The sequence below is a fragment of the Phreatobacter sp. genome (assembly GCF_016793595.1).
Lineage (GTDB): Bacteria > Pseudomonadota > Alphaproteobacteria > Rhizobiales > Phreatobacteraceae > Phreatobacter.
On record NZ_JAEULY010000009.1, the window covers coordinates 58,979 to 83,087 of the forward strand.

The window sequence follows — 24,109 nt, forward strand, 5'->3', positions numbered from 1 at the left end:
TTCAGGTGCTGAGCGGCCTCGCGCCGGACCTGGTGCGCCACGTGTCGAGAACGACGCGCGCGGCCTTGATGCTCGGATCCTCGCCCGAAAAATCCATTAGCGCGTCGAGCGTGCCGATGGCCGCGACCTGGCGCGCGCGCGCGGGCGTGTCGCCGATCACATCGGACAGCGCCGACGCGACGGCCTGCACCGTGCCGTACTCCTGCAGGAATTCCGGGATCACTTTCTCGCCGATGACGAGATTGGCCAGCACCGCGCTCTCGGCGGTGATGAGCCGGCGCGCGATCTGGGCCTCCAGCCAGCCGGTGCGGTAGGCGACGACCTGCGGCACGCCGGCAACCGCCACCTCGAGCGTCACCGTGCCGGAACAGGAGAGCGCCGCCCGCGCGGTGCGGAAGGCCTCGAACTTGGCAGTTTCGCCATCGAGGATCGCGGGTTTTACTGGCCAGCGCGATACCAGCTGCTCGATCAAGGCGCGATGGTGCGGGACGGCTGGCAGAACCCACTCGATGGGCCCGCGCTCCGCCTCGACCGTCACGAGCACGTCGGCGAACAGCGGACTGAGGCGCTCAATTTCCAGCCGGCGCGAACCGGGCAGAACGAGCACGCGCGGCGGCATGCCGTCGCGCCGCGCCTGGTCCCTGGCCGAGGGCCGGATATCGGCAAGGCGTTCGGAGATCGGATGGCCGACATAGGTCGTCGGCGGGCCACCGAGCCGGCGGTGAACCTCCGGCTCGAACGGCAGCAGCGCCAGCAGATGATCGACGTAGGGGCGCATCTCCGCCGCCCGGCTCGGACGCCAGGCCCAGACGGTCGGTGAGACGTAGAAGACGATGGGGATGTCGGGACGCAGCTTGCGGATCTGCCGGCCGACGCGGCGGTTGAATCCGGGGCAATCGATCAGCACCAGCACATCCGGCGGGTTGTCGATGAGCGCCTGCACGGTCTCGCGCACGCGACGCAGGATTTTCGGGATATGCGCGATAATCGAGGTAATGCCGAACAGGGCGATGTCGGACATCGGGAAGCGCGAGACGAGGCCGCGCTGCTCCATGCGCGGGCCGCCGACACCCCGGAAACTCACGCCAACAGGGTGCATGGCCGGCAAAGCGTCCATCAGATGCGCGCCGAGCTGATCGCCGGATTCCTCGCCAGCGAGAATGAAGACGTCGAGAGGCTGTTCGGTCACGTTGCGCTTGCCTCAAGCCCGACCACGAACAGGCCGAGCGCATCGGCGCGCCGCACGACCTCCTCCATATCGACCACCAGCGCCGAGCCGGCCGGTACGGCAACGCCCCGCAAGCCTGCGGCGGCAGCCTTCTCGATGGTGGCCGGGCCTATCGCGGGCATGTCGATGCGCCGGTCCTGGCCAGGCTTCGGCGCCTTGACGATGAGGCCGGTTCCCGGCGGCCATTTCAGCCGTCCGCTGTCTCGCATCTGGCGGCAATGATCCAGCATGCCATCCGTGCCCTCGGCGCCCTCGACCGCGACGATCCGCCGCCCGCCGATGACCATGCCCTGCCCGACGTCGTAGGGGCCGAGCGCCGCGATAGCCGCGAGCGCCACTGCTATGTCGGCGCGGTCGGCCTCCCCTGGGGAATGGCGACCGAGCACGCCGGCCGGCATCAGCAGTTCCGGCGCCACGTCCTGGGCGGCGAGCAGGCGGAAGCCCTCGCGCTCGAATAGTCCGGCAATGCCGCGAAGGAGGTGGTCGTCGCCGCCGCGATAGAGCTTCACGACATCCGGCAGCACTTTCAGCGCGCTGATGTCGGGGACGGTCGTCCAGAGATTTGGCCGCACCAGCGAGCCGATCAGCACGAGGTCGCGGCAGCCCGCCTTCCGCGCGGCCTTCAGGATCGCGCCGAAGCGGCCGATGCCCACCCAGGCATGCGGATAGGCCTCGAGCTCGCGCCCCGCGATCCCCTTGAGCAGGAGGCCAAAGACCGGGCGGCCTCGTGCCGTCGCCGCGCGCGCCAGCGCGGGCGGAAAAGCCCCTGCCCCGGCGATGATGCCGAGCGGCGTGGTGTCAGTCATCTGCCGCGGCCGGACCGCTGCCTGCGACACGGGTCTTCTTGGGCGCCGCCATCATGACAGGGCGCTTCTCGCCGGCCTCGATGAAGGCAATGAGGCGACCGGCCGCCGGGTGGGCGGCGTAGGCGGCTGTCGCCTCGGCGAGGCGTTCGGCGAAGGTGCCCGGCCCGTAGAACAGCATCTCGTAGCAGGCGCGCACCGTCTTCACGTCCTCACGCCCGAAGCCGCGCCGCTTCATGCCGACCACGTTGAGGCCGATCAGTTCGCCCGATGCGCCATTGGCGCCGAAGGCCATGCCGAAGGGAATCACGTCGTCCTTGACGCCGGTGACGCCGCCGATCATGGCGAAATCGCCGATCCGGGTGAACTGGTGCACCGCACAGAGCCCGCCGAGGAAGACGAAATCGCCGACCTTGGCATGGCCGCCAAGCGTCGCGGCATTGGCGAAGATGACGTTGTTGCCGACGCGGCAGTCATGCGCGACATGGGCATAGGCCATCAGGAAGCACCGGTCGCCGATCTGGGTCAGCCCGGTCTTGGGCGTACCGCGATTGACCGTGACGCTCTCGCGGATGACGCAATCCTCGCCAATGACGAGGCGCGTCGGCTCACCCTTGTAGGACAGATCCTGCGGCGGCGTGCCGATGGAGGCGAAGGGGTGGATTTCCGTGCGCGCGCCAATCTCTGTCAGGCCATCGACATTGACGTGTGAGTGAAGCACCACGCCCTCGCCGAGACTGACCTCCGGCCCGACCGTGCAGAAGGGGCCGACGCGAACGCCCTCGCCGAGCTTTGCGCCGGCGGCGACATGGGCGAGCGGGTGAACCTGGGGGCTCATGCGTCAAGCATCCGCCAGCATGGCCGAGAGCTCGGCCTCGGCGCAGAGACGGCCATCGACATAAGCCTCGCCACGGTAGAACCAGATGTTCCGCTTCTTGGCGATCTTGGTCATGTGGTACTCGACGACGTCGCCGGGCACGACAGGCTTCCTGAACTTCGCCTTGTCGATGGTCATGAAGAAGACCAGTTTGCCGGTGCTGCCGGCCGAGACCAGCGCCATGACGCCACCGGTCTGGGCCATGCCCTCGATCATCAGCACGCCCGGCATGATCGGGTTGTTGGGGAAGTGCCCCATGAACTGCGGCTCGTTGGCCGTGACGTTCTTGATGCCGACGCCGAACTCGTCGCCGCGCATGCGCACGACCTTGTCGATCAGCAGGAACGGGTAGCGGTGCGGCAGGGTCGCGAGCAGCTTCTGGATGCCCACGGTGTCGATGCTGGTCGTCTCGTCCATAATCCGCTGGTCTCCGCCCCTTTCCGACGCCTGGGTTCTGCCTAACCCTTTGCGGCGGCGGTGGCTACTGTCCGATTGCAGGTTGGGCGTCAGGCGCTGTCCGGGCCGGCCGCCTTGCCGGCCCGCGCCAGCCGCTCGACGGCGGCAATCTCGCGGAACCAGTCGCGCACGGGCTTGGCGGGCCGGCCGCCCCAGCGCGCCCCGTCCGGCACGTCATCCTTGACGATGGAGGTGGCGGCAATCTGCGCGCCATGGCCGACGGTGACGTGATTGTTGACGCCGACCTGCCCGCCGAGCATGACGAAATCGCCAAGCGTCGCCGAACCCGACAGACCGACCTGACTGACGATCAGGCAGTGCCGGCCGACAACGACGTTGTGGGCGACCTGCACGAGATTGTCGATCTTCGTGCCCTCGCCGATCACCGTGTCGCGGATATGGCCGCGATCGATGGTGCTGTTGGCACCGATTTCCACGTCGTCCTGGATGATGACGCGGCCGATTTGGGGAATCTTGGCGTGTTTCGCCCTGCCCGGCTCGAAGCCGAAACCGTCCTGACCAACCCGCACGCCGGCATGAAGGATCACGCGATTGCCGAGCAGCGCATGAGTCAACGAGGCGCCGGGACCAATCGCGCAGTCGCGCCCGATCCTGACGCCCGGGCCAATGGTCGAATTGGCAGCCAGCAGCGTACCGGAACCGATCTCCGCCCCCGGTCCCACCACGACGCCGGGATCGACGATCACGCCCGTCTCCAGGCGTGCCGACGGGTGAATGTTCGCGCCCGGTGAAATGCCGGTCGCGCCGAAAAGGCTCTGCGGGTGCAGCGCCTGAGGGAACAGCCGCCGGGACACCGAGACGAAGGCGGCATGGGGATGGCCGACGACGATGGCCGCCGTACCCTGCGGCACGAGGCCGGCATTGCGCGGTTGGACAAGGCAGGCGGCCGCGCGTGTTGCCGCGAGCTGGTCGGCATATTTGGCGTTGTCGAGAAAGGCGAGATCGCCGGGGCCAGCGTCAGCAAGGGCCGCGACGCCGCGAATCAGCCGGTCACCGCCCTCGCCCGCGAATTCCGCCTTCAGAAATGCAGCGACCGAGGCGACGGTCATCGCCTCGGTCGGATGGAAGAAAACTGGTTCAGCCATGTTCGTCCCGCAACCGGAACGCCGCGCTTTCAGGCGCGGCGCGACCGGTTAGAAGCGCGTGCCGCCGGAGAAGCGGAATGCCTGCGTCTGGTCGCCGCGCGCCTTCGACAGCACGAAGGAATAGTCGAAGCGGATCGGGCCGAAGGGCGAGTTCCAGAGGAGGCCGACACCGACCGACGAGCGGATCTTGTGCGCGTCCGAGCCGTCGAGCACCACGGGAAGCGTGCCGCCGCCCGTATTGAAGCTGCGGATCGAGTTGTAGCCCCAGACCGAACCCGCGTCGGCGTAGAGAGCGCCGCGCATGCCGAAATCCTTCGGCAGGAAGGTGAAGGGGAAAGTGACCTCGGCCGAAGCGCCCCAATAGGCCGTGCCGCCGATCGCGTCACCCGGGCGATTGATGCCTTGCATCAGCAGAAGATTGCGCACGGCATTATCGCGCGGTCCGATGCCGGCCGTCTGGAAGCCGCGAACGAGTTCCGGACCCATGAAGAACTGATCGATCGAGTCGAGTTGGCCGCCGCCGGTCTTCTGTCCGCCGATACCCAGGATGTGACCGCCCTGGACGCGGAACATGGCGATCCAGTCGTTCGTCAGGTCGTGGTAGTAGCGGGCTTCACCGGTGGTGCGGATGTAGCGAGCATCGCCGCCGACGCCGGCGAAGTCCTGGCGTAGTTCGGCATAGAGACCCTGGCTCGGGTTCTGCGCCCGGTCGAGGTTCGAATACATCAGCGAGTAGCCGACCGAGGAGATGAAGCGCGTGCGGCCGTTGATGGCGCGCAGAGCGACCGAGGTCTCGCCATCGTCAAGACAGGTGTAAAGCGTACCCGTATTCGTCGTCGTCGGCATTCCGCTGGCATCGCGATACAGCGCGACGCCGCCCGCCATGCCAGTCGAACGCGGGTCTCCCGCCTCGAAATTATGGATATTGCCGCTACCGTCGGTAAACTGCAGCAGCGGCGCACCATAGGCCGAGCGGCAATTCGTCTGGTCGTCACGGATGGAGATCTTCTGCGCAACGGCGCTGTAGCGCAGCTGAACGCCGAAATTCTCGTTGAGCGGGATGCCGAGGCGCAGCGTACCGCCGTAGGAGGTCGAGGCGAACGGCTGATAGGACGACAGGTTCGAGTGCCTCCAGAACACGTCGAAACCACCGGCCAGCCGATAGTCCATCAGGAAGGGCTCGGTGAACGAGAAGTTCACGCCGCGCGTGCGCTGGCCGAACGTGCCGCCGAGGCGGACGAACTGGCCGCGGCCGAGGAAATTGCGCTCCTCGACAGAAGCTTCCGCGATGAAGCCGTCGGCGGTCGAATAGCCACCAGAGACCGAGAAGGCGCCGGTCGGTTGATCCTCGACATCCACGTTGACGACGACGCGGTCGGCGGCCGAACCCGGCTCGGTGGTGATGCGGACGTTCTTGAAGAAGCCAAGGTTCTTCAGACGGCGCTCGGCGCGGTCAACAAGCACGCGGTTGTAGGCGTCGCCCTCCGCCATGTCGAACTCGCGGCGGATGACGCGGTCCTGGGTGCGGGTGTTGCCGCGCACGTTGATGCGCTCGACATAGACCCGCGGGCCTTCCTCGACCACGTAGACGAGGTTGACGGTCAGGGTCGACGGGTCGCGCTCGCCGCGCGGGCGAACAGTCGCGAAGGCATAGCCGCGGCGGGCAACCGCCAGCGTGATGTCTTCGAGCGACTTGTCGACCAGTTCGACATTGTAGACGGAGCCCGAGGCGGTCTTGACCGCGCCGCGCAGGGTGGCGCCGTCAACGTCGCGAATATTGGACTGCACGTCCACCGCGCCGACACGGTACTGCGGGCCTTCCTCGACCTCGATCGTGACGGTGAAGCTGTTAGCGGCCTGATCGAAATCGGCACGTGCCGACAGGACGCGCATGTCGACATAGCCATTGCGGAGATAAAGGCGGCGGATCGCCTCCTGGTCCGCGTTCAGGCGGTCGGCATCATAGACGTCGTTGGACTTCAGCCAGGAGAACAGGCCTGTCTCGGCCGTCGTCATGACGTCCAGCAGACGCTGCCGGCCGAAGGCGTTGTTGCCGACGAAGTTGATGGCCCGGACACCGGCCTTCTTGCCCTCGTTGATCTCGAAAACGAGATCGATGCGCCCGTTCGGCTGCGTGATGGTCTTCGGCACGATCTCGACGTCGTAGCGGCCTGTGCGGCGATACACGTCGTAGAGGCGCTGCGTGTCTGACTGGACCATCGGACGCGAGAACGTGCCGCGCGGTCGCGATTCGATCTCGTTCAGAAGCTGCTCGGTCTTCAGGCGGCGGTTGCCCTCGAAGACCACGCGGTTGATGACCTCATTCTCCGACACCGTGACCACGAGACGGCCGCTCTGGCGGCTGACGCGCACGTCGCGGAACAGGCCGGTGGCGTACATGGCCTTGATGGCCTCGTCGACACGGGCCGCCGACAAGGGCTCGCCCGGACCGGTCTGGAAGTAGGAGCGCACCGTATCAGCCTCGATGCGGCGGTTGCCCTGCACGACGATCGAGGAGGCAGACTGGGCCTGCGCGCCAGAAGAAAGGACGATGCCAGTGGTGGCGGCAGTCGCCAGACCCACTGCGGTCATCGTTCCTGCGATCACGACCGTTCGGACCGTCCGAGCGAAAGAAGTCATGAAGCACGCGCCTGTCTGTTCGGTATGTGGGTTCCGCGCGAACGCGGACCGCCCGTGGATTCCTCCCGGGCGAAACGCTTGTAGCCGGTTTCACCGGGAGTGCAAACGACGCCTCCCGCTGCCGGCCGGTTTTTGACGGGGCGTTGCCCCAGTGCCACGCGTACGATCATCCGACGAGCCCCCGGATATCGTTCCACGTGGCGAAGATCATCAGCATCAGGACAAGCGCCAAACCGAAGCGGAAGGCCACTTCCTGCGCCTGTTCGCTCATCGGACGGCCGCGGATCGCCTCGATGGCGTAGAAGACCAGATGGCCGCCGTCGAGCATCGGAATGGGGAACAGGTTGAGCAGTCCGATGGACACCGAGATAAGCGCGGCGAGGCTGAGAAGCGCAACGAATCCGATCTGCGCGGCCTCTCCCGATACCTGAGCGATTCTGATCGGGCCGCCGAGCTGATCGGCGCTCTGTGTGCCCATGATGACGCCGCCGAGATAGGCGAAGGTGCGGTCGATGACGAACCAGGTCTCCTTCACCCCCATCCAGGTGGCGGTGAACGGGTCGTAGCGGCGGAACTGGGTGTCGCCCGGCTCGTTCGACTTGGATATGCCGATCCGGCCGATGCGATGGGTCCCGCCGAAACGGTCCTTGAACTCGAAGATGGCAGGCGTGACCGCCAGGTCGACCTGCCGGCCATCCCGCTCCACCTTGATGGCGAGAGACTGGCCGGCGCTTGCACCGACGATGCGCTGCATGTCGGAGAAGCTCTCGATCGCGCGGCCGTCAATACTCAGGACAAGATCGCCGGGCCGGAAGCCCGCCTGTTCGGCCACCGACGAGCGGAACCATGCGGGGTCGGCGGCCGACTGGACCTTCATCTGCTGCATGCCGCGCGCGAGAGCGAACTCGAGCGGCTGGCCGGATTTCGCCTCGATCGCGCGACGCACGTCGTCGAGGCTGGTCATCGGCTGGCCATCGACCGACAGAATGACGTCGTTGCGCCGGAAACCGCCCTCGTCAGTCTGCGCGGAGACCACCAGGTTCGACACGCGCGGCTGGAGGATCATCTTGCCTGACAGCATGAAGATGCCGGCGAAGATGACGATGGCGAGGATGAAATTGGCGATCGGGCCGGCCGCGACGATGGCGGCCCGCTGACCGAGGGTCTTGTGGAAGAAGCTCTCGGAGCGCTCCGTCGCGGTCATTGCGGCGGCGGTCTCGAAATCAGGGGTAGAAGCGGCATCGGCATCGCCGAAGAATTTCACGTAACCGCCGAGCGGAATGGCGCAGAGTTTCCAGCGCGTGCCGTGACGGTCGTTGAAGCCGATGAGCTCGCGGCCGAACCCGATCGAGAACATCTCGACCCGCACGCCATTGCGGCGAGCGACCCAGAAATGCCCGAGCTCGTGGAAGAACACCACGATGGTCAGCACGAACAGGAACGGAATGATGGTCCAGACGAGTGTCTGGCCCCACCCGCCCAGAGCGGAAACGGCGTTCATATCAATGTCCCTGGATATGAGACCGGCGCGCGGACTCATACCCTCCCACGGTTCAGGATGCCGGAGCCGGCGCGCGATGCATAGAGACCCGCGCGCGATCTCTCGCGGCATGGTCAATCAACCATAAATCGTCCAATGTGGCCGGAGCGGGGCCGGACCCAAGGACCTCCAGCACTTCCCCAACCACGCGCGCGATGTCGCCGAAGCCGATGCTCCGCGCGAGGAAGGCCTCGACGGCGACCTCGTTGGCCGCGTTGAGCACGGTTGGCGCCCTGCCGCCTGTCTGCATCGCCTCGATAGCCAGGCGCAATGCCGGGAAGCGACCGAGGTCCGGCTCCTCGAAGGTCAGCTGGCCGATTTCGGCAAGGTTCAGTCGCCGCGACGGCCCGTCGATGCGCTCCGGCCAACCGAGGCAGTGGGCGATCGGCACGCGCATGTCGGCCGCGCCGAGCTGTGCGACAACGGAGCCGTCACGGTAACCGACCATGCCGTGGACGAGCTGCTGGGGATGGATGATGGCCTTCAGCCGATCCGGCGCGATATCGAAAAGATGATGCGCCTCGATGAGTTCCAGACCCTTGTTCATGAGACCGGCTGAATCGACGGTGATCTTCGCGCCCATGGCGTAGTTCGGATGCTTGAGCGCATCCTCGGGGACGGCCGCTGCGATCCGCGCCGCGTCCCAGGTGCGGAACGGCCCGCCCGAGGCGGTGATCCAGACGGTCTCGACATCCTCCATCCGCGAGCCCGCGAGCGCCTGGAAGACGGCATTGTGCTCGGAATCGACCGGCAGGACCGTGATGCCTCGCGCGCGCGCCGCCGCCATGACCATGGCGCCGGCTGCGGCAAGGCTTTCCTTGTTGGCGAGGGCGATCGCCGTGCCCTGCCCGATCGCCGCGAGCACCGGTTCCACCCCCGCGGCTCCCGAGACCGCCGCAAGGACGAGGTCCGCCGGGCGGGCAGCCGCCTCGGACACCGCCGCGGGACCAGCGGCTACCTCAATGCCCGATCCGGCGAGGGCCGACTTCAGCGCAGGATAGGCCGCCGCGTCGGCGACCGCCGCGAAGCGGGCGCCGAAGGCGCGGGCGATCCGCGCAAGACCCGCAGCATCGCCATTGGCGGTCACCGCCTCGACTGCGAAGCGGTCGCGGTGCCGTCCGATCAGGTCGAGAGCACTGGATCCGACCGACCCGGTCGCGCCCAGCAGAATGATCCGCTTCATCGCTTCACCAGACCAGAAGGCCGGCGGCCGGCTGACCGAAGCCGCCGCGCGCGAGGCCGATCAGCGCCGCGAGGATCGCCGCGACGAGGAAACCGTCGAGCCGGTCCATCACGCCGCCATGACCTGGAATCAGGGTGCCAGCGTCCTTGGCGGAGAACCGCCGCTTGACGAAGGACTCGAACAGATCGCCGCCCTGGCTCGCCATCGCGAGAACCAGCGTGACCAGGGCAAGCGGGACGGTGAGCGGCAATCCCGCGACGCGCACCACGCCGAGCGCCAGCACGGTTCCGAGCAAGGCCCCGCCGATGAAGCCCGACCAGGTCTTCTTCGGCGACAGCTGCGGCCAGAGCTTCGGGCCGCCGATGGAGCGACCGGCGAAATAGGCCCCGACATCGGTGCCCCAGACCAGCGCGAAAAGCCAGAGAATCGCGACGAAACCGAGCGCCGCATCGTCGCGCAGGATGACCGGCCCCGCGACCACCGCCGCGGCATAGGCGAGCCCGGCGATGGCCCAGCGGGAGCGACCGCGCGGCGACAGCGCCAGGGCGATGCCGGTGCCGACCCCGAGAGCGATCAGCGCGAAACCCGGATTCCAGAAGAAGCGCAGCAGGACGACGGCCGCCGCGATCGAAACCGTCTCTCCGCCAAACAGGACGGGCGGTGCATCGGGAAGGATCAGCCGGTTCCACTCCCACAGGACGACCGCGGCACCCGCGAGCCAGAACAGCGCGAAAAGCCAGCCGCCGAGCCAGGCGGTGCCGACGGCGACCGGGACAAGGACCAGCGCCGAGATGACGCGGCGCAGGAGATCGGGATCGGTGAATGCGCCGGCGGGCCTCTGGTCGGGGTCCATCGAAGTCACGCGCCCGTGGCGGAGGAAAGTCCGCCATAGCGCCGCTCGCGGCGGCCATATTCGGCAAGCGCCTCCATGAGCGCCTCCCGGCCGTAGTCGGGCCAGAGGATCGGCTGGAAGACCAGTTCCGAATAGGCGGCCTGCCACATCATGAAGTTCGACAGCCGCATCTCGCCGGATGTCCGGATGATCAGGTCGGGGTCTGGAATGCCAGCCGTGGACAGCCCCGCCTCCAGCACCTCCGGCGTGATGGTGGCGGGATCGCGCCTGCCGGCGGCGACCTCCTCGGCCAACCGGCGGGCAGCGGCGGCGATCTCCTGCCGTGACCCGTAGTTGAAGGCGACGATCAGCGTCTGGCCGGTATTGGCGGCGGTCAGCGCCTCAGCCTCGGTGAGCAGCGCCCTGATGTCGGGCGCCAGATCGTCGCGCTCACCGGCGATCCTGACCCGCACCTTGGCCTCGTGCAGCTCGGCGAGGTCGTTGCGAATGAAGCGCTTGAGCAGGCCCATCAGCGCGGAAACCTCGGTCGGCGGACGCGACCAGTTCTCCGACGAGAACGAATAGACCGTGACGATCTCGATACCGATCTCGCGGGCCGCCTTCAGCGTGCGCCGCAAGGCCTCGACGCCTTTGCGATGCCCCTCGACGCGCGGCAGACCGCGCTGCGTCGCCCAGCGGCCGTTGCCGTCCATGATGATGGCGACATGACGCGGCAGCGTGACCGGGCCTGAACCGCCCGTCACCACAGCATCCTGCAGGCTCGCCATCGTCACGGATATCGCCTCAGACGGTCATGATCTCCTTCTCCTTGTGAACAAGGAGCTGGTCGATCTCGGCAATGTGCTTGTCGGTTTCCTTCTGGACCTGATCGGCGGCGCGGGTGTGCTCGTCCTCGCTCATCGAATGGTCCTTTTCCTTCGTCTTGAGGATGTCGAGACCATCGCGGCGCACGTGGCGGACGGCCACGCGCGCGCCCTCGGCATATTTGTGCGCGACCTTGACCATTTCCTTGCGGCGATCCTGGGTCAGTTCCGGAATGCGCAGGCGGATCACCTGTCCTTCGGTCTGCGGATTGAGGCCGAGGCTCGATTCACGGATCGCCTTCTCCACCGACTGAACAGTCGAGCGATCCCAGACCTGCACCGACAGGAGGCGCGGCTCGGGGACGCTGACGGTCGCCACCTGGTTGATGTGCATGTTCTGTCCATAGACCTCGATCGTAATGGGATCGAGAAGGTTCGGCGAGGCACGGCCGGTCCTGAGCGTGCCGAGTTCATGTTTGAACGAGCCGATGGCGCCCTGCATGCGGCGCTGGATATCGGCAATGTCGAAGGTCGGGGACGCGGCCATGGGGCAGCCTCTTCAGTCAGAATGCGGGCCGGACGGGCTCGCGAAACAATCGGCCGCGATCAGGCGGTGACCACGGTGCAACGCCCCTCTCCGGCCAGAACGGAAGCCACGGCTCCCGGCGCGTCGAGGGAAAACACGATTATCGGAAGACGGTTCTCCCGGGCAAGCGCGAAGGCGGCGGTATCCATGACCTTGAGGTCCTTCGCAATCGCTTCGTCGGCTGTCAGCCGGTCATAACGCAGGGCCTTGGGGTCCTTTTTGGGGTCAGCCGAATAGATTCCATCGACATTGGTGCCTTTCAGGACAACCTCGCAACCAAGCTCCACCGCCCGCATCGTGGCGGTCGTGTCGGTTGTCAGAAGCGGCACCCCGATACCGCCGCCGAGCACGACGATCCTGCCGGCGGCGAGATGCGCCAGCGCGTGGCGGACCGTGTAGGTGTCGAGCGCCTCCGGCACCGGCTCGGCCGACAGGGCCACGGCAGGATGTCCAAGAGCCTGGATCTGGCCGGCGAGGGCTATGGCATTCATCACGGTGGCGAGCCGTCCGATGGCGTCCGCATCGACGCGCGACAGGCCGATGCCGGAAATCTGCTTGCCACGAAAGATATTGCCGCCGCCGACGACGACGGCCAGTTGCGTGCCCGCCTTGGCGGCGGCGATCAGATCCTCGGCGACGGCACGGACAGTCTTCGGATCGAAGCCGAAATCCTCAGCGCCAGCCAGCGCCTCGCCGGACACTTTCACCAGCGCCCGTCCGTAGCGTGGCCTTGCCATACCGTTTCCCCGATTCGTCGCGCCCGATGCGGCTTTTCCGCCGGCCGGTTTAGCGCAATGGCGGCCCGGCGCAACCCGCGCCCATCCTCCGCATGCGGGAAAACCCGCCCCTCCTTGGCACCGTGCTGATACACGATGTAGCCTCACCGGCGCCGGTGGGCGGACCGGCATCCGGAGAGGCCATCATGGCGAGCAGGAACGCGACCGTCGCGCTGATCGGCGCCGGCGACTATATCGGCGCCGCCATCGCGCGTCGCTTCGCGGCGGAGGGCTACAGCGTTTTCGCCGGCCGCCGAAACGGCGAGAAACTCGAGCCGCTCGTCGCCGAGATCACGGCAACCGGCGGAACCTGCATTGGCCGCTCCCTTGACGCCCGCAAGGAGGAAGAGGTCACCGCCTTCCTCACCGAGGCCGATGCTCATGCCCCGATCGAGGCCTGCATCTTCAATGTCGGGGCCAACGTGAACTTCCCGATCCTGGAGACGTCCGAACGGGTTTTCCGCAAGGTCTGGGAGATGGCCTGCTATTCCGGTTTCCTTGCAGGCCGGGAGGCGGCGCGCCTGATGGTTCCGCGCGGCCGGGGCTCGATCTTCTTCACCGGCGCGACGGCCTCGATGCGGGGCGGTTCAGGCTTCGCCGCCTTCGCCAGCGCCAAGTTCGGGCTGAGAGCCGTGGCCCAGAGCATGGCGCGCGAGCTTGGGCCCAAGAATATCCATGTTGCGCATCTCGTCATCGATTCCGGGGTCGATACCGCCTTCGTTCGCGATCTGCGCAGGAAGCGGATCGGCAGCGACGCCATAGAGCCCGACGAACTGATGGACCCCGCCTCGATCGCCGAAACCTACTGGCAATTGCACCGCCAGCCGCGCGATGCCTGGACCCACGAACTCGACATCCGCCCCTATGGCGAACGCTGGTGAGACCATGAGCGACGATACCAAGGCAGCCGATTCCAAATCAGCCCAACCCAGGGTCATCGAGTTCCATTTCGATTTCGGCAGTCCCAATGCCTATTTCAGCCACAAGGTGCTGCCGGCCATCGCGGCGCGGACCGGCGCGACGGTGCGCGCGGTGCCGGTGCTTCTCGGCGGCATCTTCAAGGCGACCAACAACCGCTCGCCCTTCGAGGCCTTCTCGGGGATCAAGAACAAGCTCGATTACGAGCGACTGGAGATGAAGCGCTTCCTGGAGCGCCACGGGCTCTCGCAGTTCCGGATGAACCCGTTCTTCCCCGTGAATACACTGACGCTGATGCGCGGCGCGGTGGCTGCCGAAGCCGATGGAATCCTCGCGGCCTACATGGATGCGGGGTTTCACCACATGTGGGAAGATCCCAAGAAGATGGACGATCCGGCGGTGTTCAGGGCCGCGCTCGACGCCTCCGGCCTCGACGGCGCGCGCATTCTCGAACGCACGCAGGACCCGGGCGTCAAGGCGAAGCTGATGGAGAACACCGAGGCGTCGGTCGGCCGAGGCGCTTTCGGCATTCCGACCTTCTTCGTCGGCCGCGAGATCTTCTTCGGCAAGGATCGCCTGCGCGATGTCGAGGACATGCTGGCGTCCTGAGACAAAGAAAAAGGGGCGGTCGCCCGCCCCTCTTCCAAAGTCCGATGACTGAAGAACTCAGGCCTTGATGCCGGCCTGGGCCGCGACTTCCGCCGCGAAGTCGTTTTCGGCCTTCTCGATGCCCTCGCCGAGGCCGTAGCGCACGAAAGCGGTCAGCTTGATCGGCGCGCCGACCTTGCCCTCGGCTTCCTTCAGCGCCTGAGCGACGGTCTTGCCGCCGTCATGGATGTACATCTGGTCGAGCAGGCAGACCTCCTTGGCGTAGGTCTTCAGGCCCGAAGCGACGATCTTCTCCAGCACATTCTCCGGCTTGCCGGCGTTCTTCTCGGCAAGAATCGCCTTCTCACGGGCGACGACGGCCGGGTCGAGGCCTTCGAAATCGAGCGCCAGCGGGTTGGCCGCCGCAACATGCATCGCGACCATGCGGCCGAGCGCGGCGAGCTCATCCTTCTTGCCGGTCGATTCCAGCCCGACCAGAACGCCGATCTTGCCGAGGCCGGCATCGATCGCATTGTGCACGTAGGAGCCGACGACGCCGTCGGAAACGGAGACCACGGCGGCGCGGCGCAGCGACTGGTTTTCGCCGATCGTGGCGATCGACGAGGCGATGGCATCGGCGACGGTGCCGCTGGAGGTCGCGGGCGCGGCGAGGATCGCCTCGACATTGTCGCCGGTCTTCAGGGCGACGTGCGCGATCATCTTCACCAGGCCCTGGAAGTGATCGTTGCGGGCCACGAAGTCGGTCTCGGAATTGACCTCGACCACGGCGGCCTTGGTGCCCTCGGTCCAGATGCCGACAAGGCCTTCGGCGGCGACACGGCCGGCCTTCTTGGCGGCCTTCGACAGGCCCTTCTTGCGCAGCAGGTCGACCGCCGCCTCCATGTCGCCGTTGGTCTCGGCAAGCGCGGCCTTGCAGTCCATCATGCCTGCGCCGGTCATCTCGCGCAGTTCCTTGACCATCTGGGCGGTGATGTTCGCCATGGGTCTATCCTCGAAATTCGAAAGTGATCAATCGGATGGGAAACGGCCGGCCCGCTGCGCGGACCGGCCGGAACTCAGGAAACCAGCCTCCCCCGACACGAGTTTCGTGTCGGGCGAATGACGCTGCCTCGATCAGGCCGCCTCGGCTTCGACCAGCGCCTTGGCCTGGTCGATCCAGCCCTGGACGCGGCCCGGAAGGCCGACGCTGTCACCGATCTCGGCGGCATCAGCCGGGGTGAAGCCGGCGATCTGCCAATAGTGGAAGATGCCGAGATCGTTGAGCTGCTTCTCGATGTCGGGCGACACGCCGGTGAGCTTGATGAGCTCGTCGGCCGGGCCGCGCGGACCGGCGAGGCGCTCGACGCCGCCGGCGGTAGCCGGCAGATCTTCCACGAGCGGCTTCTCCGAGGCGCCGAGGTCGACACCCGCCGAACCCTGGGCGCGGCCGATGCCGTCGATGGCGGCGCGGGCGATCAGGTCGCAGTAGAGGGTCAGGGCGCGGCCGGCATCGTCATTGCCCGGGATCGGATAGGTGATGCCGTCCGGATCGCAGTTGGTGTCGACGATGGCGACGACCGGGATGCCGAGGCGACGCGCCTCGAGGATGGCGATGGCCTCCTTGTTCGTGTCGATCACGAACATCAGGTCCGGAACGCCGCCCATCTCCTTGATGCCGCCGAGGGCGCGCTCGAGCTTGTCCTTCTCACGCGAGAGGGTCAGCGCTTCCTTCTTCGTGTAACCGGCGCCGCCGCCCGAGAGCTGCTCGTCGAGCTTGCGCAGGCGCGAGATCGAGCCCGACACCGTCTTCCAGTTGGTCAGCGTGCCGCCGAGCCAGCGCGAATTGACATAGTACTGGGCGCACTGCTTGGCGCCGCCGGCGATCGCCTCCTGGGCCTGGCGCTTGGTGCCGACGAACAGCACGCGGCCGCCCTTGGCGACGGTGTCCGAGACGGCGACGAGCGCACGATGCAGCATCGGCACGGTCTGCGCGAGGTCGAGGATATGGATGTTGTTGCGGACGCCGAAGATGTACTGATTCATCTTCGGGTTCCAGCGGTGGGCCTGATGGCCAAAGTGGCAGCCAGCTTCCAAAAGCTGACGCATGCTGAAATCGGGCAGCGCCATAAGTCTTCTCCGGTTATGCCTCCGCGGACTATGGCCGGCTCCGGATGGAGCCCGTCACCACCGGAGCGGCAAAGGAAATGTGTCCTCAGCCGCGGGTCCGCGTGTGGAATGGGCCGGCCGATACACGATCAGGGCGGAAAGCGCAAGTTTGACGCGATAGCCGACGTCCTAAGCCTGCCGCCTCAGCCTCGCGACCATTCCCGGCAAATCCTGCGGCCGCTCGCAGATTGCCGTCGCGCCGGCTTTCGTCAGTTCCTCGATACCGCCATAGCCCCAGGCAACGCCGATGGACGGCATTTCGTGCCGCTGGGCTGCATGGATGTCGTGCAGCCGGTCGCCGATCATGACGGTGCGTTTCGGATCGATCGCCTGTTCCGCGATGATCTTCGCGATGATGTCGGCCTTGTCGTCGAGGCTGCCGTCGAGCGCCGCGCCATAGACCCGCTCGAACAGGGGCCCGTAGCCGACATGCTCGACGATGGGCACGGCATAGGGCTCGGGCTTTGCCGTGCAGACGAACATCCGACCCGCCTCCGAGCGGATCGCCGTCACCGCGTCCATGATGCCCGGATAAAGCGAGAGGTCGTACATGCCGCCGCCGCGATAGTGGAATCGGTAGCGCTCGAGCGCCATCTCGGGGTCGCCGCCCTCGGGAAGCAATTGCCTGAAACTCTGGCGCAGCGAGGGCCCGATGACCCAGGTCAGCGCCTCGAAGGGCGGCGGTTCGTGGCCGAGATCGACAAGTGCCTTGCGCACCGAACCGATGATGCCGGGCGCCGGATCGGTGAGCGTTCCGTCGAGGTCGAAGAGCACGGTCGTGGACATCCGGCCCGTTTAGGCGGGAGCGCATTGCGCGTCCACCCGCAACGCCGCAGGTCCGCCGCGTCGCAACATGACGTGACAAGGCCTTCCCGTTGGGCCAAAAGGCGCGGATTCCGGATCGGGCGGAAGGACAGGGCAGCATGGCATCGGTCGTTTCCGTCAGCCTTGATCGCCGCCATCGCTTCTCCAAGGAGCGCGCCGAGCGGATCACGCTCATCACCGGGGAAGGCGTCGAGGGCGATGCCCATCGCGGCGTCACGGTCAAGCACCGCTCGCGGGTGCGCTTCGACCCGAGTCAGCCAAACCTCCGGCAGGTCCATCTCATCCACGCGGAACTCTTCGCCGAACTCGCGGCGAGGGGATTCACCGTCGTGCCCGGCGATATCGGCGAGAACATTACCACCGAGGGCATCGACCTTCTGGCACTGCCGACCGGCGCGCGCCTTTCCATCGGCGGCGCCGTCATCGAGGTCACCGGCCTGCGCAATCCCTGCATCCAGCTCGACCGGTTTCAGGATGGCCTGATGCAGGCGGTGCTGGACCGCGACGCCGAGGGCAGGCTCATCCGCAAGGCGGGGATCATGGGTATCGTGATCGAGGGCGGACACGTCGGCATCGGCGACCGCATCGACGTCGAACTGCCGGCCGCGCCGCATCGCCCGCTGGAAAAGGTTTGAACGCGTCAGCTGCGCGGGCCGAACAGGATCACCGCCGCACCGACAAGGCAGATGGCCGCGCCGGTCATGTCCCAGCGATCGGGACGCTGCCCCTCGATGATCCAGAGCCAGGCGATCGAGGCCATGATGTAAACGCCGCCATAGGCCGCATAGGCGCGGCCGGCGTGCTCCGCTTCCACCTGCGCCAGCGCCCAGGCGAAGAAGGCGAGCGCGAGCAGACCGGGACCAAGCCAGAGCACTGATTTGCCGAGCCGCAGCCAGGCCCAGAAGGCAAAGCAGCCGGCAATCTCGGCAAGAGCAGCGGCAGCGTAGGCGGTGAGGGTCGGAATCGCGAGGGATGGCATCGGCCAAGCTATGCGTATCGGACGTGGGCCGCGCGAGACCCGGTATCCACCTGCCCCGAAAATGCTCTAGAAGCACGGCGGAGCAGCATCCAGCATCGGGAGAGAACAATGGGCGCACTCGACGGCAAGGTCGCCATCGTCACCGGAGCCGCCCGCGGCATCGGCAAGGCCATCGCGGCGCGTTTCGTCGCCGAAGGCGCGAGCGTCGTTCTGTCCGACATCAATGCCGAAGCTGGCGCCGCGACCGCGGCCGAACTCGCCAAGACCGGCAAGGCGGCCTTCGTCTTCGCCGATGTCGGCGATGCCGGTTCCGTGGCGACGCTGGTGCAGGGCGCCCGTTCGGCCTTTGCGGGCGATATCGACATCCTCATCAACAATGCCGGCATTGTTCATTCCGCCGAATTCCTCGACCTTGCCGAGGCAGATTTCGACAAGGTGCTGCGCGTGAACCTCAAGGGCTCGTTCCTCGTCGGACAGGCGGTCGCAAAGCGCATGGTCGAGCAGGTCAAGGCCGGCAAGGCGGCCGGCGCCATCGTCAACATGAGCTCCGTGAACGCCCGGCTCGCCATCGCCAACCAGATCCCCTACTGCGTATCGAAGGGCGGCGTCAGCCAGCTGACCAATGTCATGGCGCTCGGCCTCTCCGAATGGGGCATCCGCGTCAACGCCATCGGCCCCGGCTCCATCGCCACCGAGATGCTGGCGAGCGTCAACAATGACCCGGCCGCCCGCCATCGCCTGTTCTCGCGCACGCCGCTGCGCCGCCTCGGCGAACCCGACGAGATCGCGAGCGTCGCGGTGTTCCTCGCCTCGGATGCGTCGAGTTATGTCACCGGCCAGACCATCTACGCCGACGGCGGGCGTCTCGGCCTCAACTACACGGTTCCGGTGAAGGATTGAGCGGCGAACTGCCCCCGGCGCTGCGGGCGGCTGTCGAGGCGCTGGCCAGCGAACATCCCGGCCGGGAGCTTGCGGCGGCGAGCGCGGCGCTTTCCGCCGATTACCGCGCCGGCCATGGGACGCGCTTCTCCCGGCCGGTCGAACTAGCAGCCTACGCGGTCACGCGCATGCCCGCGACCTTCGCGGCCGCCCGCGCCGCCCTGACCGAGGCGGCGGCACGCACCGACTTCGCGCCGGCCTCGCTCATCGATCTCGGCTGCGGACCGGGATCGGCGGCATGGGCGGCGGTCGAGGCCTTTCCGACGCTCTCCCGAGCGGAACTGGTCGATTCCCATGCGGGAATGCTGACAACCGGCCAGCGCCTCGCCGCAGGCGCGCCGCTGGCCCTTGCGGATGCGGCGTGGACATCGCTCGCCATCGACGAGGCGCTGAAGCGGCCGACAAGCGCCGACCTCGTGGTCGCGTCCTACGCCTTCAACGAATTCCCGGCCGAACGGCTGGCGGCCTGTGCGGCAGCGCTGGCGCGGCTGTCGCGCGGTCTTGTCGTAATCGTCGAGCCAGGGTCCAGGGCGGGCTTCGCCGCCGTTCGAGCGCTCCGCGACGGCCTGATCGCGGCGGGCTGGTCGATCCTCGCCCCCTGCCCCGGCAACGGCGCCTGCCCGATCCGGACGCCGGACTGGTGCCATTTCTCGCAACGTCTGCCACGTCTGCGCGCCCATCGCGCCGCCAAGGGCGCGGAGGTGCCGTTCGAGGACGAGCCCTATTCCTATGTCGCCGCAGCAGCGCCCGGCATCGCGGTGCGCCCCGCCGCTGCACGCGTTTTGCGCCCGCCACAGGCGAGGAAACCGGGCACGGACTTCCGCCTCTGCACGCAGTCGGGCATTACCGAGGAACATGTCGCCACACGCGATCGCGACAGGACGCGTTCCACCCGCAAATGCGGCTGGGGCGATGAATTTCCGCTATCGATGACGAACGGATGATCCCATGCGCCTCCCTGCCCTGACGATCATTCTCGCGGCATTGCCCATCTCGGCCTTCGCTCAGGGTGAAAGCCTGTCCTTTTCCCAGCGTCTCGCCGTCTATCGCGCCTGCAAGCCCGATCTCGACCGTCATTGCCCGGATGCGGGACGCGATGCCGGACGCATCCGCGCCTGCCTCACCGCCAACCAGACCCGACTTTCCGCCGACTGCACATCGACCGTCCGGCAAACCGGCGCGCGTTGAACCGCCGGCCTCCCCTGCGGACGCAGCCATTGACCCTCGGCCCTCCCGCCGGGAATAGGTGGGACAGGATGGGGATTTCCGCATGAGCGCCGTCGTCTTTCCGTGGCTCTGGGCCGCCTTCACCGTGCTGGCCTCCGCCGCCCAGACCGCGCGCAACGCCATGCAGCGCAGCCTCACCGAGACGCTCGGCACGATCGGCGCGACCCATGTCCGCTTCCTCTACGGTTTCCCCTTCGCTCTGGTCTTCCTTGGGCTCGTCCATACCGCTTTGCCCGCGAAGGCGCCGGCGCTTCACAGTACGTTCTGGCTCTGGACGCTGATGGGAGGGCTCGCGCAGATCGGCGCGACGGCACTGATGCTCGCCGCCATGCGGCAGCGGTCGTTCGTCGTCACAACCGCCTACACCAAGACCGAGCCGGTGCTGGTGGCCCTGTTCGGCGTCGTCCTGCTCGGCGATCACCTCAACGGCTATGCGTGGCTCGCCATCGTCGTGGCGACGGCCGGCATCCTGTTCATGTCGTGGAAGCCGGGCGCGGAGCAGTCGATGCGTCCCGCCCTGCTTGGCGTCCTCTCCGCCGCCCTGTTCGGCATCGCCGCGGTTGGCTTTCGCGGCGCGATCCGCTCACTGGATACCGACAGTTTCATCATGGCGGCCACGACGACGCTGGCCTGCGGCCTCGGCATCCAGACGCTGGTGCTGTCCGGCTATCTCGCCATCGCCGACCGCGCCAATCTCGTCGCCATCCTGAAAGCCTGGCGCGTCTCGGTGATGGCCGGCTTCATGGGCGCCTTCGCCTCGCAGTTCTGGTTTCTCGCCTTCGCGCTGGAAACAGTCGCCAAGGTCCGCACGCTCGCGCTCGTCGAGGTGCTGTTCGCCGGCATCGTCTCCGGCGCGATCATCAAGCAGGCGACATCGCCGCGCGATGCTTTCGGCATCGTCCTGATCGTCGCCGGCGTCGCCGTGCTGCTCAGCTACGGGTGAGCGGCGAGAGTCTTGTCACGTGACCCATCTTGCGGCCGTCGCGCTGATCGCGCTTGCCGTAGAGGTGGAGCACCGCGCCGTCCTCTGCGGCGATCCGCCGCCAGTTCTCGACATCCTGCCCGATCAGGTTCTGCATCACCGCATCCGAATGGCGGGCCGTTGAGCCGAGCGGCAGGCCCGCGACGGCGCGCATGTGGTTCTCGAACTGCGAGCAGTGACAGGCGGCCTCCGTCCAGTGGCCGGAATTGTGGACGCGGGGCGCCATCTCGTTGAGCAGCAGCGTCTTCTCGCGGGTCACGAACAGCTCCACGGCGAGAACGCCGACATAGTCGAGATTCTCCGCGAGCACGGTGCCCATCAGCGCCGCCTTGGCCGAGAGACCGACGTCGATGGCCGCCGGCACGGTGGAGGTGCGCAGGATACCGCCTCTGTGGACGTTCTCGACCGGATCGTAGTGGCGGATCTCGCCGTCCGCGCCGCGCACGATCAGCACTGAAATCTCGCGCTCGAAAGGCACGAAGGCTTCAAGAATGGCCGGCTGCCGGCCAATGGCCGCGAAAGCCGTCTCGGGGCTGTCACCCTGCCGGACGATGACCTGCCCCTTGCCGTCATAGCCGAAGCGCCGCGTCTTCAGCACGGCGGGCCGCCCGAGCCGCTCCAGCGCACGGGCGAGGTCCTCGACGCTGTCGACCGGCTCGAAATCCGGGACGCCAAGGCCGCATTCGCGCGCGAAGGTCTTCTCGACCACGCGATCCTGCGAGACGGATAGCGCCTTTGGTCCAGGACGGACGGTCAGGCGGCTCGACAGGAAATTGGCGGCCTTGTCCGGCACGTTTTCGAATTCGTAGGTGACGATATCGACGTCCTCGGCGAAGCGGGCCAGCGCCACTTCGTCGGAATAGTCGGCTTCGGTGATGCGCCTGACGACGTCGAAAGCCGGGCTTTCCGGCTCCGGCGCATAGACCTGGCAGCGCAGACCGAGCCTTGCTCCCGCCAGCGCCAGCATACGGCCCAGTTGGCCGCCGCCGAGAATACCGATGATCGAATCCGGTCCGGCGGACCGATCACTGCTCGTCACGAGGGCGCTCCGCAATGGCGGCCGTCTGGCGCGCGCGATAATCGTCCAGCCGACCGGCTAGCGCGTCGTCGTTCAACGCCAGCACGGCAGCCGCAAGCAGCGCCGCGTTGATCGCCCCCGGCTTGCCGATGGCGAGCGTGCCGACCGGTATTCCGCCAGGCATCTGCACGATGGAATGGAGGCTGTCGACGCCCGAAAGCGCCTTGCTCTCCACCGGCACGCCGAAGACCGGCAGCGGCGTCAGCGATGCGGTCATGCCCGGCAAGTGCGCGGCGCCGCCCGCACCCGCGATGATGATCCGATAGCCCCTGGCCTTGGCGGACTTCGCGAAGTCGTACAGCCGGTCCGGCGTCCGGTGGGCCGACACGATCAGCGCGTCGTGGCCGATACCAAGCGCCTCCAGCGTTTCCGCGGCATGGCGCATGGTGGTCCAGTCGGACTGCGAACCCATAATGATCGCGACGGGTTTCGCCCCGCCCGCGGCCGTCTCCGGCATCGACGCCTCCCCCGCCCGTCGAGGGATCGACGGCATGCGACAAGAAGCGGCGGAGCATAGGCAGAGCCTTGCGGCGCGGCAAGGGCGGCGGATAGCACTTCCGTATCACGCGGGAAGGCTGCCGGTCGGCCGTTCATTCTCTGATGCTGTTCAGTTGGCACCCGAGCCGGAACGCGCGCCCGGACTGCGGCATGGTCGCGCGGATGGGCCTCGAAATCAGCATGCCGGACTGCCGATACGCTCTCCATATCGACATAATTACCATATGTTAGTGAAATTTATTAATGCGCAACATTAGCCTTGAAGACCGAGGGACCAGCGACCTGCCCGCAGCCCGAAACCATCACGCGATGATGTCGGGCGTCAGCACGTCTTCGAGATAGGCAATGCGATCGCGCAGGGCGAGCTTGCGCTTTTTCAGGCGTTGAAGCTGCAGGCGGTCGGCCACGACCAGCGCCGCAAGCGCCTCGATCGCCGTGTCGAGGTCGCGGTGTTCCTGCCGCAGGCGCTCCAGCTCATCGGCCAGCGCGCTCTCCTCGTCCTCGTTCAATGCCATCTGCCGCCCGCAAGCCTGTCGCCGGGTCCATCCGAGACCCGTGCTGCGTCACTATCGCGTCGGGGCGTCACGAGGGCAAGGAGGCGTGGGCAAGCAGGCGTGGGCAAGCAGGCGTGGGCAAGCAGGCGTTGCCACGGCAAGCTGTCCTGTGAGTCGTAACATTCCGTGACTTTACTTTGCCGTATTCAGGTCCAGACTGGTGGCGTCCGATGCGTTTCGGACGGTTGTCCGATCCGCGCCGGCAAGCCCCATTCCCAGGAGGATATGGATGAGCCTGCAGTCGCATCTTACGGAACTCGAACGGCGCCACGAGGCGCTTGATCGCGAATTGGCCGAGACGATGGCATGTCCCTCGTCGGGCGACGACGAAATCGCTGCGCTCAAGCGGCGCAAACTGCTCCTGAAGGACGAGATCGCACGCCTGAAGTCCGGCGAGCGGAGTGTGCACTAAAGGACACTCCACCGGATCATGGCCGCGCGCGGCGCGGCCGAACCGTTGAACGGACCGCCGGCAGCCCTTGAGGCGCCGGCGGTTTCGTTTCT

Annotated in this window: 27 protein-coding genes; 8 read left to right on the forward strand and 19 right to left on the reverse strand. The window is 66.9% G+C overall.

Going from position 1 to position 24,109, the window contains the following annotated elements:
- Position 1 precedes the first annotated feature (1 nt).
- The 12 genes from lpxB to pyrH all read right to left on the reverse strand — a co-directional run bounded on the left by lpxB (position 2) and on the right by pyrH (position 12,812).
- On the reverse strand, positions 2 to 1,189 hold the full coding sequence (gene lpxB / locus JNK84_RS11225; RefSeq protein ID WP_293424069.1) for a lipid-A-disaccharide synthase: 1,188 nt from the start codon (positions 1,187 to 1,189) through the stop codon (positions 2 to 4).
- Positions 1,186 to 2,034 (reverse strand): LpxI family protein, encoded by an 849-nt coding sequence (locus JNK84_RS11230; RefSeq protein WP_293424071.1) that lies wholly within the window; start codon positions 2,032 to 2,034, stop codon positions 1,186 to 1,188. The genes lpxB and JNK84_RS11230 overlap by 4 nt, the downstream gene beginning before the upstream one ends.
- Positions 2,027 to 2,869 (reverse strand): acyl-ACP--UDP-N-acetylglucosamine O-acyltransferase, encoded by an 843-nt coding sequence (gene lpxA, locus JNK84_RS11235; RefSeq protein ID WP_293424073.1) that lies wholly within the window; start codon positions 2,867 to 2,869, stop codon positions 2,027 to 2,029. Before lpxA ends, JNK84_RS11230 begins: the two co-directional genes overlap by 8 nt.
- 3 nt (positions 2,870 to 2,872) lie before the next feature.
- Entirely contained in the window at positions 2,873 to 3,325 is a 453-nt protein-coding gene (gene fabZ / locus JNK84_RS11240; protein ID WP_293424075.1) for a 3-hydroxyacyl-ACP dehydratase FabZ, read from the reverse strand.
- Positions 3,326 to 3,414: 89 nt separating this feature from the next.
- Entirely contained in the window at positions 3,415 to 4,470 is a 1,056-nt protein-coding gene (gene lpxD / locus JNK84_RS11245) for a UDP-3-O-(3-hydroxymyristoyl)glucosamine N-acyltransferase (protein ID WP_293424077.1), read from the reverse strand.
- 48 nt (positions 4,471 to 4,518) lie between these two features.
- Positions 4,519 to 7,062, reverse strand: coding sequence for an outer membrane protein assembly factor BamA (bamA, locus tag JNK84_RS11250; RefSeq protein WP_293424079.1), 2,544 nt, complete (start codon positions 7,060 to 7,062; stop codon positions 4,519 to 4,521).
- A gap of 214 nt (positions 7,063 to 7,276) precedes the next feature.
- On the reverse strand, positions 7,277 to 8,611 hold the full coding sequence (gene rseP / locus JNK84_RS11255; protein ID WP_293424081.1) for an RIP metalloprotease RseP: 1,335 nt from the start codon (positions 8,609 to 8,611) through the stop codon (positions 7,277 to 7,279).
- Between the two features lie 52 nt (positions 8,612 to 8,663).
- A complete protein-coding gene (gene dxr, locus JNK84_RS11260; RefSeq protein ID WP_293424083.1) occupies positions 8,664 to 9,833 on the reverse strand; it encodes a 1-deoxy-D-xylulose-5-phosphate reductoisomerase in 1,170 nt (389 codons plus the stop codon).
- A gap of 4 nt (positions 9,834 to 9,837) precedes the next feature.
- Positions 9,838 to 10,686 carry a phosphatidate cytidylyltransferase gene (locus JNK84_RS11265; protein WP_293424085.1) on the reverse strand — a complete coding sequence of 283 codons (849 nt, stop codon included), beginning with the start codon at positions 10,684 to 10,686 and terminating at the stop codon, positions 9,838 to 9,840.
- A 5-nt stretch (positions 10,687 to 10,691) separates the two neighbouring features.
- Positions 10,692 to 11,453 carry an isoprenyl transferase gene (locus tag JNK84_RS11270; protein WP_293424928.1) on the reverse strand — a complete coding sequence of 254 codons (762 nt, stop codon included), beginning with the start codon at positions 11,451 to 11,453 and terminating at the stop codon, positions 10,692 to 10,694.
- 16 nt (positions 11,454 to 11,469) lie between these two features.
- Positions 11,470 to 12,036 (reverse strand): ribosome recycling factor, encoded by a 567-nt coding sequence (gene frr / locus JNK84_RS11275; protein WP_293424087.1) that lies wholly within the window; start codon positions 12,034 to 12,036, stop codon positions 11,470 to 11,472.
- A 59-nt stretch (positions 12,037 to 12,095) separates the two neighbouring features.
- Positions 12,096 to 12,812 carry a UMP kinase gene (gene pyrH / locus JNK84_RS11280; protein WP_293424089.1) on the reverse strand — a complete coding sequence of 239 codons (717 nt, stop codon included), beginning with the start codon at positions 12,810 to 12,812 and terminating at the stop codon, positions 12,096 to 12,098.
- 185 nt (positions 12,813 to 12,997) lie between these two features.
- On the opposite strand from pyrH, the gene JNK84_RS11285 reads away from it, so the two are divergent.
- Positions 12,998 to 13,732: an SDR family oxidoreductase gene (locus tag JNK84_RS11285; RefSeq protein WP_293424091.1), complete on the forward strand. Its 735-nt coding sequence runs from the start codon at positions 12,998 to 13,000 to the stop codon at positions 13,730 to 13,732.
- A 4-nt stretch (positions 13,733 to 13,736) separates the two neighbouring features.
- Positions 13,737 to 14,378 (forward strand): 2-hydroxychromene-2-carboxylate isomerase, encoded by a 642-nt coding sequence (locus JNK84_RS11290; protein ID WP_293424093.1) that lies wholly within the window; start codon positions 13,737 to 13,739, stop codon positions 14,376 to 14,378.
- 57 nt (positions 14,379 to 14,435) lie between these two features.
- On the opposite strand, the gene tsf is transcribed toward JNK84_RS11290, so the two are convergent.
- From tsf to JNK84_RS11305, 3 genes are all read right to left on the reverse strand, one after another.
- Positions 14,436 to 15,359: a translation elongation factor Ts gene (gene tsf, locus JNK84_RS11295; RefSeq protein WP_293424095.1), complete on the reverse strand. Its 924-nt coding sequence runs from the start codon at positions 15,357 to 15,359 to the stop codon at positions 14,436 to 14,438.
- Between the two features lie 132 nt (positions 15,360 to 15,491).
- Entirely contained in the window at positions 15,492 to 16,484 is a 993-nt protein-coding gene (locus tag JNK84_RS11300; RefSeq protein ID WP_293424097.1) for a 30S ribosomal protein S2, read from the reverse strand.
- Between the two features lie 168 nt (positions 16,485 to 16,652).
- A complete protein-coding gene (locus JNK84_RS11305; RefSeq protein ID WP_293424099.1) occupies positions 16,653 to 17,297 on the reverse strand; it encodes an HAD hydrolase-like protein in 645 nt (214 codons plus the stop codon).
- Positions 17,298 to 17,446: 149 nt separating this feature from the next.
- On the opposite strand from JNK84_RS11305, the gene JNK84_RS11310 reads away from it, so the two are divergent.
- The gene (locus tag JNK84_RS11310) at positions 17,447 to 17,983 is read left to right on the forward strand and encodes an MOSC domain-containing protein (protein ID WP_293424101.1); all 537 of its coding nucleotides are present in this window, start codon (positions 17,447 to 17,449) and stop codon (positions 17,981 to 17,983) included.
- 5 nt (positions 17,984 to 17,988) lie between these two features.
- Here JNK84_RS11310 and JNK84_RS11315 read toward each other — a convergent pair whose 3' ends face one another.
- Complete coding sequence (locus JNK84_RS11315; RefSeq protein ID WP_293424929.1) at positions 17,989 to 18,312, reverse strand: YnfA family protein; 324 nt, start codon at positions 18,310 to 18,312, stop codon at positions 17,989 to 17,991.
- A 123-nt stretch (positions 18,313 to 18,435) separates the two neighbouring features.
- Here JNK84_RS11315 and JNK84_RS11320 point away from each other — a divergent pair, with 123 nt between their 5' ends.
- The 4 genes from JNK84_RS11320 (at position 18,436) to JNK84_RS11335 (ending at position 21,436) form a co-directional block, all read left to right on the forward strand.
- The gene (locus JNK84_RS11320) at positions 18,436 to 19,227 is read left to right on the forward strand and encodes an SDR family NAD(P)-dependent oxidoreductase (RefSeq protein ID WP_293424103.1); all 792 of its coding nucleotides are present in this window, start codon (positions 18,436 to 18,438) and stop codon (positions 19,225 to 19,227) included.
- The gene (locus tag JNK84_RS11325) at positions 19,224 to 20,210 is read left to right on the forward strand and encodes a small ribosomal subunit Rsm22 family protein (protein ID WP_293424104.1); all 987 of its coding nucleotides are present in this window, start codon (positions 19,224 to 19,226) and stop codon (positions 20,208 to 20,210) included. Before JNK84_RS11320 ends, JNK84_RS11325 begins: the two co-directional genes overlap by 4 nt.
- Positions 20,211 to 20,214: 4 nt before the next feature.
- Positions 20,215 to 20,454 carry a cysteine rich repeat-containing protein gene (locus JNK84_RS11330; RefSeq protein ID WP_293424106.1) on the forward strand — a complete coding sequence of 80 codons (240 nt, stop codon included), beginning with the start codon at positions 20,215 to 20,217 and terminating at the stop codon, positions 20,452 to 20,454.
- 82 nt (positions 20,455 to 20,536) lie between these two features.
- Positions 20,537 to 21,436: a DMT family transporter gene (locus JNK84_RS11335; RefSeq protein WP_293424108.1), complete on the forward strand. Its 900-nt coding sequence runs from the start codon at positions 20,537 to 20,539 to the stop codon at positions 21,434 to 21,436.
- Here the strand turns inward: JNK84_RS11335 and JNK84_RS11340 are convergent.
- From JNK84_RS11340 to JNK84_RS11350, 3 genes are all read right to left on the reverse strand, one after another.
- Positions 21,423 to 22,514, reverse strand: coding sequence for a 5-(carboxyamino)imidazole ribonucleotide synthase (locus JNK84_RS11340; protein ID WP_293424110.1), 1,092 nt, complete (start codon positions 22,512 to 22,514; stop codon positions 21,423 to 21,425). The two genes, JNK84_RS11335 and JNK84_RS11340, sit on opposite strands and share 14 nt — an antisense overlap.
- On the reverse strand, positions 22,501 to 23,010 hold the full coding sequence (purE, locus tag JNK84_RS11345) for a 5-(carboxyamino)imidazole ribonucleotide mutase (RefSeq protein WP_293424112.1): 510 nt from the start codon (positions 23,008 to 23,010) through the stop codon (positions 22,501 to 22,503). The genes JNK84_RS11340 and purE overlap by 14 nt, the downstream gene beginning before the upstream one ends.
- Before the next feature lie 343 nt (positions 23,011 to 23,353).
- A complete protein-coding gene (locus JNK84_RS11350) occupies positions 23,354 to 23,566 on the reverse strand; it encodes a YdcH family protein (RefSeq protein ID WP_293424114.1) in 213 nt (70 codons plus the stop codon).
- Positions 23,567 to 23,834: 268 nt separating this feature from the next.
- Between JNK84_RS11350 and JNK84_RS11355 the strand changes: the two genes are divergently transcribed.
- On the forward strand, positions 23,835 to 24,017 hold the full coding sequence (locus tag JNK84_RS11355; RefSeq protein ID WP_293424116.1) for a YdcH family protein: 183 nt from the start codon (positions 23,835 to 23,837) through the stop codon (positions 24,015 to 24,017).
- Positions 24,018 to 24,109 lie beyond the last annotated feature (92 nt).